The sequence below is a fragment of the Deinococcus aquiradiocola genome (assembly GCF_014646915.1).
Lineage (GTDB): Bacteria > Deinococcota > Deinococci > Deinococcales > Deinococcaceae > Deinococcus > Deinococcus aquiradiocola.
Genome location: NZ_BMOE01000024.1, coordinates 20725 through 32821, shown reverse-complemented (window position 1 = coordinate 32821; position 12097 = coordinate 20725). Strand labels below are relative to the sequence as shown.

Below are 12097 nucleotides of genomic sequence, written 5' to 3'. Positions count from 1 at the left end.
GCGGTTGGATCACCTCCTTTCTATAGGCTCCACACACTTCCTCGATCACACTGACTCATCACCCAACCGTCCCCCCAGTTCTCCGGAACTGGGGGGACGTTCCTGTGCCCACTCACCCCGCCAGCAGCGCGGGCCGACTCCCCTTCAGGGTCGGCCCGCGCTGCGTTGTGCTTTATTTCAGGAACAGGGTGTACGCCGGGTTCTCGTCCTCGGAGCGGGCCGGATACCCCAGCTCCGCCAGGAACGCCTGAAAGTCCGGCAGTTCCGCGTCCGGCACCTGAATGCCCGCCATGACCCGCCCGTGCGCGCTCCCGTGGTTGCGGTAATGGAAGAGGCTGATGTTCCAGCCGGAATGCAGGGCGCTCAGGAACGTCATGAGCGCGCCGGGCCGTTCCGGGAACTCGAAGGTGTACAGCCGCTCCCCGACCGCCTCGGGCGCGCGGCCGCCCACCATGTGCCGCACGTGGACCTTCGCCATCTCGTCCTCGGTGAGGTCCGTGACGGGGTACCCGGCCGCCACGAGGTCCGCGACGAGCGCCTGCCGCTGCCCCTTGTCGGCCAGCTGCACCCCCACGAAGATCCGCGCTTCCGGGGTGGGCGCGTAACGGTAGTTGAACTCCGTGACGTTCCGCTCGCCGAGCGCCCGGCAGAACGCCAGGAACGCGCCGGGCCGTTCGGGGATCGTGACGGCCAGGATCGCCTCGCGCTGCTCGCCGATCTCCGCGCGCTCCGCGATGTGACGCAGCCGGTCGAAGTTCACGTTCGCGCCGCAGGTGAGCGCCACCAGCGGCCCGGACGTGCCGTGCTCGCGCGCGTAGCGTTTCAGGCCCGCGACGGCCAGCGCACCGGCGGGCTCCATCACGGCGCGCGTGTCGTCGAACACGTCCTTGATGGCGGCGCACACCTCGTCCGTGCTGACCGTCACCCAGTCGTCCACGAACTGCTGCGCGAGCCGGAAGGTGTGCACCCCCACCTGCTTGACGGCCACGCCGTCCACGAAGATCCCGACCGTGTCGAGCCGCACGCGTTCCCCCGCGCGGATGCTCTGCGTCATGGCGTCCGAATCCTCCGGTTCCACGCCCACGATCCGCACCTGCGGGTTGACGCTCTTCAGGAACGCCGCCACGCCCGCGATCAGGCCACCGCCGCCCACCGGGCAGAACACCGTGTACGCGCCCGCCTGCACCTGCCGCAGCAGCTCCAGCCCCACCGTGCCCTGCCCCGCGATCACCCAGGGGTCGTCGTAGGGGTGGATGTACGTGAGGCCCAGCTCCTGCTGGAGGCGCTCGGCGTACTCTGCCGCGTCGGAGTAACTGTCGCCGTGCAGGCGCACGTCCGCGCCGCGCGCCCGGCACGCGCTGACCTTGATGTCGGGCGTCGTGGCGGGCATCACGATCACGGCCCGCACGCCCAGCCGCTGCGCGCTGAACGCCACGCCCTGCGCGTGATTCCCGGCCGACGCGCAGATCACGCCGCGCTCGCGTTCCTGCGCGCTGAGCTGACTCATGCGGTTGTACGCGCCGCGCAGCTTGAAGGAATGAATGGGCTGCAGGTCCTCCCGCTTGAAGAACACATCCTGCCCCAGCCGTTCGCTCAGCTGCCGCGCGTGCTGCAGGGGCGTCTCGATCGCCACGTCGTACACGCGGCTCGTGAGGACCTGCTGGACGAGTTCCAGGCCGGTCGGCGTGAGGGTCGGGGCGGGATCGGTGGGGGTCTGCGTGGGGTTCATGGCGTCTCCTGTCCAAAAAAATTCCCCCGGCGGGCGGCCGGGGGTGACGTGCGGGCAAGCGGACTTACCCGGAGCAGGCCCCGGAGAAGTCGATAATTCGCGCCGCGTTCATGCGGGCAGTGTAACAGGCTGCGCGTCGCCGACGCCGGGAAGGGTAGACAGGTCCCGGGTGACCGCACAGGTCAGCTCACCCTCGCCGGGCAGGTCAGGTCGCCGCGAGGGCCTGCGCGAGCTGTTCGGCGACGGCGAGGCCCGTCAGGTCGGCCCGCTCCCCGCCGAGCAGCAGCCAGTGCGTGTCGTCCAGCCGCTCCCAGGTGGGCCAGTCGCCTGCCGGGACGGCCAGCCACGCGCCGGGAATGTCCGCGATGCTCCGCCCGACGACGAGCCCCTCTCCCGCCAGCACGCTCAGGCCCGGCATGGCGCGCATCACGGCGTCCAGCGTCTCGCGGCGCAGCCCGACCGGGACGCCCACCAGCCGCCCGCCCGTCGGGACGTACCCCCACGGGTCCGGGTGCGGGACGGGCGGCACGACCGTGAACCCGCCGCTCTGCGGGCGGAGCGTCAGGCCCTCGGCGCGCAGGACGGGCGTGCCGGACGTGCTCGGCACCTCCAGGCGCGGCGTCTGCCGGTACGCGGCGCGGTGCGGCGTGACGATGCCCAGCCCCGCCTCGGCGAGGGCCGGGCCGGGCGCGCCCGCCGCGATCACCACGCGCGCCACCGTGACGTTCACGGTGTGGTCCACCACGACCTGATGCGTGTTCGTGACGCTCAGGCGGTGCAGCGCCACCCGTGCCGCGCCGCCTGACCCTGGCCGGTCCAGTGCGTGCCCGTTCAGCTCGTGCCCGTGCAGTTCGGCGCGGACGTTCAGCATCAGGTCCGCGCCTTCCCGGATGGCCGTCTGCGCGTGCCCCAGCGTGAGCTGCCCGGCACTGTACACGCCCGCCCGCCCGTCCAGCCGCACGTGCGGCAGCACCCCCGCGTCGATCCAGCCGAGCAGGTCCGGCCCGAGCACCTCGCTGACGGGCCGCGTCGCCGGCCCCGCCTGCCCCTGCAGGTCGAGCAGGCCGCAGGGCGTGAGCGCGTCGCCGAGCAGGACGCGCGTGCGTTCCGCCTCCTCGCGCCTCTCCGGGGGTACGTCCGCGTGCCACACGCCCGGCGCGAGGATCGTCGCGCCCTCCTCGTTCGGGAGGCCGCCCTCCTCGGCGAGCAGCAGCGACAGGTCCGGCCGGGCCGCCCTCAGGAACCGCGCGAGGGCCGCGCCCATCCGGCCCGCCCCCACGATCAGCACGTCGTACCGGGCGGGCGCGAACGGCTGCCCCACGTGCGCCCACACGCGCCCCGCCGCCGCCCCCGTCACGCGGCCCGCCGGGCCGGGCGGCGGCTCTCACGAGGGGCACAAGCCTCTGCCCTTATACTCGCCTTCATGCGGTCGTTCATCGTTTCACTGGCGGTCCTGGGGACCGGGATGCTGGCGTGGCCCACGGCGGCCGCGACCAACATCCGGGTCCTCGTCGCCAGCGGCAGTGCGGTGTCGGTCCGGGTGCCCATCGCGGCCAGCGTAGCGCAGAGTGGCCCCGCCACGGGCCTGACCGCGCCCCCCCTGAGCGGCAGCTACAGCTGGACGGTGACGCCCGGCGCGTCCGGCGGCCTCAGCCTGAACGGGCAGGAGGCGGGCAGCGACACCCTGTACCTGCCGCCCGTGCCGGGCAGTACCGTCGAGATCGCGGGCCGCACCTACCGCGGCGGCCTGCTCCTCAAGGCCGCGAAGGGCGGCGTGAGCGCCGTGAACGTCCTCGACCTCGAAGACTACCTGCGTGGCGTGGTCCCCGCCGAGATGCCGAGCGGGTGGCCGCTCGAGGCCCTGAAATCCCAGGCGGTCGTGGCGCGCACGTACGCGGCTGCCCGCATCAACCCCGGCTCGTACTACGACCTGTGCGCCACGGACAGCTGTCAGGTGTACGGCGGCGTGGCGCGCGAGGCGACCGGCAGCGACGCCGCCATCGCTGCGACGCGCGCGCAGGTCGTGTCGTACGCGGGCGCGGCCGCCAAGACGTACTTCTCCAGCGACTCGGGCGGGTTCACGGCCTCCAGCCTGGAAACGTGGGGGCAGGACGTGCCGTACCTCGTGGCGCGCCCCGACCCGGCCTCGCAGGGACCGAACAGCCGCTGGACCTTCAACGTGCCGCTGCGGCAGGTGGCGGACATCGCCGCGCGGTACGGTGTGCGCGTCGGCGCGCTGCGCAGCGTGACCATCGTGGGCGTGAGCGCGTCCGGCCGCGTGACGGGCGTCGCCCTGAACGGCGCGTCGGGCAGCCGGACCCTGCAGGGCGCCGACGCGGGCGGCTTCGTGCGTTCCCTCGGCGCGAAGTCCTCCCGCGTGAACTTCAGCGGCAGCGACCCGCTCGTCGTGAGCGGTGCGGGCTCCGGGCACGGCGTGGGCCTGTCGCAGTACGGCGCGTCGGGCCTCGCCCGGCAGGGCTGGAACTACCTGCAGATCATGGGCTTCTACTACGGCGGGGCGAGCATCAGCAGCATCCTGGGGGCCGACGTGCCGGGCGGCCGCCTCACGACGGGCGTCGCTTTCGCGCAGGCGGCCGCCGTGCCGCTCGCAGCCGAACCGCTCCGCCCCAATCCGCTGCTGACCAGTCCCCTGCCGACCAGTCCCCTGCTGACGCCGCTGGCCCTCACGGGAACCCCGGGGCTGTAAGCATGCCGCCCACCCGTCCCCGACCCCGGACACTGCGCCGGATGCTGGGCCGCACCCTGAACCGGTCCCTGCGCCTCGCACTGGGCGTACTGGGCGTCACGCTCGGCCTGGGCCTGCTCGGCAGCGCCGACGCCCGCACCATCAAGATCGTGACGGCCGACCGCCTCGAACTCCGCAAGGTGACGGGCGACCTGCAGCCCGACGGGAGCCGCGCCGAGGACCAGGAGATCGTGGTCATCAGCGGCAGCAAGGTCGAACTGCACATCGACCAGGACGTGCTGCTCGCCACGCGCGTCGAGTACAACCGCACGCGCCGCACCCTGACCGTCATCGGCACGGGCGAGTACGACACCGTCCAGAACGGCAGCACGCAGGTCCTCAAGGGCAGCGGCCTCGTGGTGGACCTCGGCTCGGAAGCCCTGACGGGCGAGGACGTCGTCATCAGCGACAGCAGCATCGAGATTCGCGGGGAGGCCGTGTCGCGCGTGCCGGGCCAGCTCACGGCCAGCAACAGCTACTTCACGCCGTGCGCGAAGTGTGGCCGCACCCCCAACGACTACGCCTTCCGTGCCCGCAGCGTCCTGCTGTACCCCGGCGACCGTCTCGTCGCGTACGACGCGACCCTGCTGCTCGCGGACGCGCCCGTGCTGTTCCTGCCGGTGGTGGTGCTGCCGCTGCAGGACCAGAGCCGCCAGCCGCGCCTGAGCGTCTCGCAGAGCGCCTCGGACGGCGTGTCCGTCGAGGCGGACCTGCCGTTCGTGGCGGGCAGCAGCACCTACGGGACGACGCTGCTGCGCTACTCCCAGTACCGTACGCCGCAGGTGGGGTTCGGGGTGGACCTGCACAGCTTCGCGCCGATCCGGGGCGTGGACCGCCTCGACCTGTACGCCCTCGCGAGCCCCAGACCCACCGTGCCCTACACCCGCTCGGACGGCAGCACCGGCTACCAGGGACGCGGCGAGGACGAGTACGCCCTGAACTTCTCCGTGAAGGGCCGCCTGTCCCTGTACGGCAGCAAGGACGGCCTGCTGTACACCCTGACGGCCGTCCGCAACGATATCGGCCGCACCGACAACGACCCGCAGCGCGGCGTGACCGACATCACCGGCCGCGCCAGCGCCGACTTCCCCAGCCTGGAGTTCGGGAGCATCGGCGTGCAGCTGAACGATCAGGACCGCCTCGGGCCGGAACCGACCGTGGCGCTCGGCACCGTCCTGCGGCGCGAGGTGGTCGTCGATCCGGGCGCGTACCGGCTCGGGAACCTCAGCGCGGACTTCCGGGTGGCGCTCGGCAGTTACACCGCCGCCAGCAACCCCCTCAGCCGCAGCGCGCAGGCGCAGGGCCCGAACTTCTCGACCGCGAGACTCGAGGAGAGCCACGTCATCACGTACGGCGTCAAGCCGTGGACGGACGCCGACCTGAGCTTCAACAACACCTTCACCGGCCGGTACTACCTGACCGGCGCGCGCACCGTGAACCTCAGCGTCGGCGCGACCCTCACGCAGACCTTCAACGTCAGCAACAGCGTGCGCCTCAGCTACCTGTACACCCGCCAGGAAGGCACCAGCCCCTTCGCCTTCGACGCCGTATACGGCCGCAACCCCAGCAGCGTCCTGTCGGCCGAGGTGCGCGTCACGCCCACGCCCGGCTTTACCGTCACCGCCTCGCAGGCCGTGGACGCCTTCCTGACGCCCGACACGCAGGCGCCCGCGCGCTTCAGCGTGAACCTGCTGCGCGACCGGGCCAGCGCGAACCTCGTGCTCGAACCGAACTTCTACCGCGGGCGGCTCGACACCGCCAGCTTCGACGCGACGGTCGGCCGCAACACGCCGCTGCTGCTCGGCCTGCGCGGCAGCTACACCGCCACGGGCGGCCCCACGCCCTTCGCGCTGAGCGCCGACGTGATCGGCGGGCCGCGCACGAACACCTTCGGCGTGACCCTCAACTACGACCCCGTCTCCCGCATGCTGAGCAGCCTCAACCTGCGCGCCGCCGCCATCGCCACCCGCGACGCGGTCCTGAACCCCGTCAGCTTCAACGCGACCGAGAACGTCAACTTCCAGACGAGCGTCCCGTCCACCAGCGACCCCGCCGCCCCGCCGCTCGTCACGCAGAACGCGTCCCTGAACGGACAGGCGACCCTCAACACCGGCCCGCTGACCTTCAGCACCACGCACGCCCTCAGCCTCCCGAACGGCAACCCCGCCTCCGACACCGTGTACGCCTCGGTCGGCACCCAGGCGGGCACGAACCTCAACTGGAACTTCCGCTACGGCGGGCTGTTCGACGTGTCGCGCTTCTGGTTCACGAAACCCACCCTGTCCGGCACGCTCACCGCCACCCGCCAGGGCCAGCGCCTCAGCGCGCAGGCGACCGCGAACCTGCCGGGCCTGGAACAGACGCTCACCGAACTCGCGAACGCCAGCGTGGCCGGCAGTTACGACCTCGGGCGGGCCTTCGTGAGCGGCGGCGCGTACTACAGCCGCTCGCACCAGAGCCCCGGCACGCCCGGCGACATCGTGCAGGACACCCTGACCTTCCAGCCGATCACCGTCACCTTCGGCCTCGGGAACGGCCCCCGGCCGGGCGCGTACGTGAGCACCAGCCTGCGGCAGACGCTGACGTGGCAGAACGGCGTGCTGCAGCCGCCCAGCCGCATCCTGCCGATCCTGAACCTCACGGTGGACCGCTGCTGCTGGAACTTCCAGATCGAGATCAACCCCGTGGACGGCCGCTACCGGCTGGGCTTCAGCCTGCCCGGCCAGGGCAACCTGTCGGCCTTCGAGGCGAGCAGCGGCGGCGTCAGCGTGCCGCTCCTCACGCCCGGCCGCTGAGCCGCCACTCCTGCACGGCTCCCCCCGGTCAGGGCAGCCGGTCGAGCCGGTCGTACGGCAGGCCCAGCAGCGCGCCCGCCCCGTTCCAGCCGCTCGACATGCTGAGCGGCACCCCGCCGCCCGGATGCACCGTGCCGCCCACCTGCACCAGCCGCTCCACCCCACGGAAGGTCCAGCCGGGCCGCAGGCTGCCGGTCAGGCCGTGCGGGGCGCGCCCGTACAGCGCGCCGCCCTGCGCCGTGCGCGCGTACTCGGCGGGCGACAGGGCGTTCCAGGCCGTGACGGGCAGCGGGAGTCGCGCCTGCAGCTGCGACAGCAGGAACCGCGCGTACTCCGCCTGCCCCGGCCCCGGCCGCGCGCCGCCTGCGCCCGCGCCGCCCGGGTCCCGCACGGCGGGCGCGTTCACGAGCAGGAAGCCGCGCGTGCCGTTCAGGTGCAGGTACAGCGTCGGGTCGCGCGGCAGGCGGCCCGCCCGCACGTCCCGCCACTCACGCGCGTAACTGCGCGGGAACAGCACGTGATGCGCGTCCCCCACGTCCTCCGACAGGCGCAGCTGCAGCGCGAACCCGCTCACGCCGCGCGCCTGCACCTCCGGTCCTCGCCCCAGCCACTGCGAGGTCAGGGACCGGTCCGCGGCACTCACGAACGCGTCCGCCGTGAACACGCCCCGGTCCGTGTGCGCCGCCACCACGCGCCCGCCCGACTGCAGCAGGTGCTCCACGCGCGTCAGGTACTCGAACCGCACGCCGAGCTGCTCGGCCCTCGCCGCGAGCCGCGCCGCGAAGGCCCCCAGGCCGCCCGCGAGGTGCCACACGCCCTCCCCGAGCTCCACCCACGCGATGTTGTGCAGCACGGCTGGAGCGCGGTACGGGTCGGCCCCCAGGTACGTCGCGAACCGCAGCCAGAACGGCGTCAGGTGCGGGCCGCTCTGCACGACCTGCGCGAGCGTCCGGTGCGGCGCGGCCCGGTGCCCGCGCGTCACGGCGTAGCGCGCCAGGGCAGGCAGGCCCGGCGGCGGCCCGAAGATGAAGGTCGGCGCGGCGTCCTCGTACATGGCGCGCGACAGGGCCAGCAGGCGCGCGTAGTCGTGCGCCTCGTCCGTCCCGAGCTGCGCGAGCGTACCGTCCAGACTGCCCGCCACGCGCAGGGCTTCCGGCGCGAACACCCGCCCGTCCGGGTACGCGTACCGCGTGGTGGGCCGCGCGGGCGCGAGCTGCGGCGCGTCCAGCCCCGCGCGGGCGTGCACGCCCCGGAACACGTCCGGCATCGTGACGACGGTCGGCCCGCTGGAAAACGCGTCCCAGCCGCCCTCGCTCGGGCCGAGCGCCGCCTTGCCGCCCGCGCGGTCCAGATGGTCGAGGACCGTCACGTTCACGCCCGCCAGCCGCAGGCGCAGCGCGGCCAGCAGGCCCGCGAAGCCCGCCCCGATCACGACGGCACTCTCCGGCCCGCCCGCCTTCCCGCCCGGTCCATTCATGCGTCTCCTCCTGCGCCGCGGCCCCGGCGCACGTACTCGCGGCCCTTCCAGCGGTACGTGCCGCGCAGGGCCAGCAGGTACACCGGCAGCGCCGCGAGTGGCGTGAGCGGCGTGAGCAGCACCTCCAGCAGGTCCGCGCGCGTCGTGCGCCCGGTGCGGACGTTCACGAGCAGCCGCTCCAGCAGGCCCAGGCCCAGCACGGCCGTCCGGACGCGGGCCGCGCCGCCCCGCCCCGCCGTCCAGCCGGGCCACCACGGCAGGGTGTACACCGCCAGATGCCACGCCCACGAGAGCAGCATCACGGCCCGCGAACCGCCGTGCGCCTCGTGCAGGCTCTTCGCGAAGCCCTCCACCGCGCCGCCCGGCCCGGCGTAACTGCGGTACATGCGGACGCTCATCAGGTCGCCGCCCAGCGCGACCGCGACCCGCCCGCCCCGCGCCTTGAGCCGCGCCGCGAAGCGCACGTCCTCCAGCACCTCGTCCCGCACGAGGGCGTGCCCGCCCACCCGCCGGTACGTGCCCGCCCGGAACGCCATCAGCTGCCCGTTCCCGGCGCTCATGCTGGCGAACGGCAGCCGGATGAGCGGCGCGGGCAGAATGCTGAGCAGCACGTCGTCCACCAGCGGCGCGAGCAGGCGCTCGCCGGGCGTCCGCGTCTGCTGGCGCGGCCACACCGTGAGCAGGTCCGCGCCGCTGTCCTCCAGTGCGTGCAGCAGCGCGTTCAGGGTGCCGTCCTCCCAGCACACGTCGGCGTCCGTGAAGATCAGCACGTCGCCGAGCGCCGCCCGGGCGAGCTGCAGGCACGCCCACGGCTTGCCGTGCCAGCCCGCCGGTCTGGGCGTGCCGGGAATCACGCGCGCGCCCGGCACGCCCAGTGTCAGGGCCGCCGCGACCGGGCCGGTGCCGTCCGAGGAGCGGTCGTCCAGCACGATCACTTCGGCCGCGCCCTGCCGCAGCAGGCGCGGCAGGGTGTGCGGCAGGTTGAGCGCCTCGTTGCGGGCGGGCACCAGGATGCTGACGCGCGGCCCGGCCGCGATGCGCGGGCGGGCACGCAGGACCGGGAAGGTCAGGGCGTTCACGGCCAGCGTCCCCAGCTTGTACAGCAGGAAGCCGAGGGCCGCCGTGGGGTACGCGCGGCGCAGCGCCCCGCCCACCCGGCCCGTCCTCACCGGGCGTCTCCCGTCACGCGCGACAGCAGCGCGCCCGCCCGCGCGAGCCGCTCGTGCTGACTGCCGGTCCCGCCCGACACGCGCAGGTACCCGGCGAGCGGTTCCTCCGGGTCGCTGCCGAGCAGATCACGGTCCAGCCGCGCGAGCTCCTGCGCGAGGGCCGCCGCGAGTCCAGCCGCGTCCACCGGCGACCCGAAGCGCAGGTACGCTTCCGGCTGCTGCTGACCGCGCAGCACCACCCGCAGCGCGACCGGCACGAGCGGCACGCCCGCCGTGCGCGCCAGCCACCCCGCCCCCGCCTGCAGCGGCCCCGGCGGCCCCGCCGGACGCAGCGCCCCCTCCGGGAACACCACCACCCACGCGCCCTCCTGCGCGGCCCGCAGCGCCGCCCTGGGCCGCACGTCCGGCACGGCCCCCAGCCGCCGCAGGAACGCGAACGCGTCCAGCTGCCGCGCCGTCATCAGGACCGCGTACCGCTGCGAGAACGCGCGGCTCACGTCAAACAGCACGTACCCGTCCCACCAGCTGTGATGCGTCGGCGCGAGGACCGCCGCGCCCGCCGGGACCGGCCCGTACACCCACACGCCCCGCAGGCCCGCGTGGACGCTGCGGCGCACCATGCGCTCCAGGCCCCACGTGACGAGCGGATCTACGCCTGCCGGGACGAGGGCCACGCCCGCCTCCCCGGTGTGGGCCACAGGGCCAGCAGCGCCGCGGCGCCCATGCACGCCAGCGTCAGCAGGCACGCGCCCCACCCGGCCCCCAGCAGCAGCAGCCCGCCCGGCAGGAACACCGTCTCCAGCAGGTACGCGGCCGCGAAGCTCGGCAGGGGAGGGGAGGGCGGCGTGAACAGGCGAGGCGCCAGCTCCCGGAACGCGAAGGTCAGGGCCGCGCCCACCACGAACCACGCCAGGAAGTTCTGCAGCGGCGCGCCCGCCCACAGGCCCGCCGGGTCCTGCCAGCTCCAGAAGCCGCGCGAAGTCATGAGCGGCTCCAGCCCTACGTCCCACGCGACGAGCAGCAGGCCCGCCAGCCACGCCCGCCCGCGCGCCAGCACCGCCGCCGACAGCGTCATCGCGAACCACCCGAGCGGCACGAGCAGCGGCACGCCCAGCAGCAGCGGTCCCGGCGCGCCCGCGTAGCTGTACAGCCCGAACGGGAAGCCCGTCCGGCTGCCCAGCACCTCGACGCCCAGCCCCACCCCGAATGCCAGCAGCGCCGGCAGTGCCGCGCGCACCCCCACCTGCTCCCACGCGTAACTCAGGCCCGCCAGGAACAGCAGGACCGTGCCGAGCGTGCCGAGCAGCGGGAACCCGGCGGGCCACAGCGGCACCGGGATCTTCGACAGGGCGTACAGGGCCGTGAGCACCATCCAGGGCCGCACGCGGCCCGTCCGCAGCAGCGCCACCAGCCGGTTCACGCGCTGCAGCGCCACCGGATGCAGGAACGACAGCGTGCCCGTCACCACCAGCAGGTTCGTGATCAGGAAGAACACCATCTCCTCGACGGGCAGCACCGAGAAGAGATTCCAGCCGAGCGTGAACGTCCCCGAGATGCCCCAGATGCCGTCATGGATGGCGTACAGGTCCGTGGCCCACAGGTACAGGGTGGGCGGCAGCACCGCCAGCAGGTACACGCGCGGCCGACCGAACACGAGGTCCCCCCCGAACGCCGACAGGCCACTCAGGACCGGGCAGGCCCACGACAGGATCAATCCCAGGTAGAAGGTGGACGGCGAACGCAGCATCAGCACGCCCACGAAGGCCACCGCCAGCCACAGGACCGCCTGCCCCGCACGCGTCACGGCGGGACGCGGCGACACGCGCGCCGCTTCCTCCTGCGTGCGCCCGCTGCGCCGCAGCCAGAAGAACAGCCACAGGCTCGTGATGAGCGTCTGCAGCGCGAAGAACGCGTACTCCTCGTACGGCACGTACCCGATCCGCCCGAGAACCCGTTCGGGCGGGTACGTCCACACGCCCCGGAACACCAGGTAGTTGTCCCAGGGCGTGGTGTAGATCAGCGGAATGAGCGGGAACAGCGCGAAGGTCCGCCACGCCCAGCGGCCCTCCCGGAACGCGCCCGCCAGGCTGCGGCCGCCGCGCGTCTCGCGCCACGTGACGAGGGCCAGCGCCAGCAGCACCGGCACGATGAACACCAGGTGGTACTGCAGGTACGTCACGC

At 73.5% G+C, this 12097-nt stretch carries 8 protein-coding genes; 2 read left to right on the top strand and 6 right to left on the bottom strand.

The genetic code is table 11. The features are described 5' to 3' along the window. Nucleotides 1–172: 172 nt before the first annotated feature. Both ilvA and IEY33_RS18610 read right to left on the bottom strand, forming a co-directional pair. Entirely contained in the window at nt 173–1729 is a 1557-nt protein-coding gene (gene ilvA, locus IEY33_RS18615) for a threonine ammonia-lyase, biosynthetic (RefSeq protein WP_188964794.1), read from the bottom strand. A 205-nt stretch (nt 1730–1934) separates the two neighbouring features. Beyond that, nucleotides 1935–3086 (bottom strand): FAD-dependent oxidoreductase, encoded by a 1152-nt coding sequence (locus IEY33_RS18610; RefSeq protein WP_229671162.1) that lies wholly within the window; start codon nt 3084–3086, stop codon nt 1935–1937. A 66-nt stretch (nt 3087–3152) separates the two neighbouring features. Between IEY33_RS18610 and IEY33_RS18605 the strand changes: the two genes are divergently transcribed. Both IEY33_RS18605 and IEY33_RS18600 read left to right on the top strand, forming a co-directional pair. Beyond that, nucleotides 3153–4436, top strand: a complete 1284-nt coding sequence (locus tag IEY33_RS18605) for a SpoIID/LytB domain-containing protein (RefSeq protein ID WP_188964793.1) — start codon at nt 3153–3155, stop codon at nt 4434–4436. 41 nt (nt 4437–4477) lie between these two features. Beyond that, nucleotides 4478–7270, top strand: a complete 2793-nt coding sequence (locus IEY33_RS18600) for an LPS-assembly protein LptD (RefSeq protein WP_188964792.1) — start codon at nt 4478–4480, stop codon at nt 7268–7270. A gap of 28 nt (nt 7271–7298) precedes the next feature. Here IEY33_RS18600 and IEY33_RS18595 read toward each other — a convergent pair whose 3' ends face one another. Genes IEY33_RS18595 through IEY33_RS19535 form a run of 4 tightly spaced genes read right to left on the bottom strand, consistent with a single transcriptional unit; the run spans nt 7299 to nt 12095 of the window. Continuing rightward, the gene (locus IEY33_RS18595) at nt 7299–8747 is read right to left on the bottom strand and encodes a phytoene desaturase family protein (RefSeq protein WP_188964791.1); all 1449 of its coding nucleotides are present in this window, start codon (nt 8745–8747) and stop codon (nt 7299–7301) included. Beyond that, nucleotides 8744–9916, bottom strand: coding sequence for a glycosyltransferase family 2 protein (locus tag IEY33_RS18590; protein WP_229671161.1), 1173 nt, complete (start codon nt 9914–9916; stop codon nt 8744–8746). Before IEY33_RS18590 ends, IEY33_RS18595 begins: the two co-directional genes overlap by 4 nt. Continuing rightward, on the bottom strand, nt 9913–10590 hold the full coding sequence (locus IEY33_RS18585; RefSeq protein ID WP_229671160.1) for a lysophospholipid acyltransferase family protein: 678 nt from the start codon (nt 10588–10590) through the stop codon (nt 9913–9915). The genes IEY33_RS18590 and IEY33_RS18585 overlap by 4 nt, the downstream gene beginning before the upstream one ends. Continuing rightward, nucleotides 10566–12095, bottom strand: a complete 1530-nt coding sequence (locus IEY33_RS19535) for a carotenoid biosynthesis protein (protein ID WP_188964790.1) — start codon at nt 12093–12095, stop codon at nt 10566–10568. Before IEY33_RS19535 ends, IEY33_RS18585 begins: the two co-directional genes overlap by 25 nt. Between the last annotated feature and the right edge of the window lie 2 nt (nt 12096–12097).

Excerpts from the sequence above, each read along its gene's own strand:
- IEY33_RS18605 (WP_188964793.1), top strand. The coding sequence starts at position 3,153 with ATGCGGTCGTTCATCGTTTCACTGGCGGTCCTGGGGACCGGGATGCTG.
- IEY33_RS18600 (WP_188964792.1), top strand. The coding sequence starts at position 4,478 with ATGCTGGGCCGCACCCTGAACCGGTCCCTGCGCCTCGCACTGGGCGTA.
- ilvA (WP_188964794.1), bottom strand. The coding sequence starts at position 1,729 with ATGAACCCCACGCAGACCCCCACCGATCCCGCCCCGACCCTCACGCCG.
- IEY33_RS18595 (WP_188964791.1), bottom strand. The coding sequence starts at position 8,747 with ATGAATGGACCGGGCGGGAAGGCGGGCGGGCCGGAGAGTGCCGTCGTG.